1 protein-coding gene is annotated in these 425 nt (G+C 44.0%); it reads left to right on the forward strand.

Features of this window, described 5'->3' with window-relative positions:
• Positions 1–81: 81 nt before the first annotated feature.
• The coding region (locus tag Q675_RS38055; RefSeq protein WP_152525349.1) for a hypothetical protein at positions 82–425 on the forward strand (344 nt) is incomplete at its 3' end.

The raw sequence follows: 425 nt of genomic DNA on the forward strand, positions 1-425 counted from the left end.
TGTTATGTGTTTGGCTTCACTAGTTTAATGGCATACACCTTGCAACACTTAATTTTTAACTAATGATACTAGGGGCTAACCATGCAAATTGGAAGTGCAATAGCGACTTCAGCTATAACACCAACACAAAAAAGCGGCAACAATATGCCGCCCCAAACAACGATGACTGGCAACACACAACCCAACCAACCGCTAGCTCGTGAACTTGCCGAAACATTTGACCCAAAGAATATGAACTACAACGAGTCAATGGCTCTTGCCAGCGCCTTAATGAAAGCTGGCGAGGGTGATTTAAGCTCAGCATTCCTCCCCCCGCCACTTCTAAAGGTTAATAGTGATGGGAGTGTAATCGACACAACTGGAACGCCGGAAGCGGATGCTAAAATGAATAATAAATTCAACATGTTCGAAACGCTTACAGCTAG

It is taken from the genome of Marinobacter sp. EN3, assembly GCF_000475315.1.
Lineage (GTDB): Bacteria > Pseudomonadota > Gammaproteobacteria > Pseudomonadales > Oleiphilaceae > Marinobacter > Marinobacter nauticus.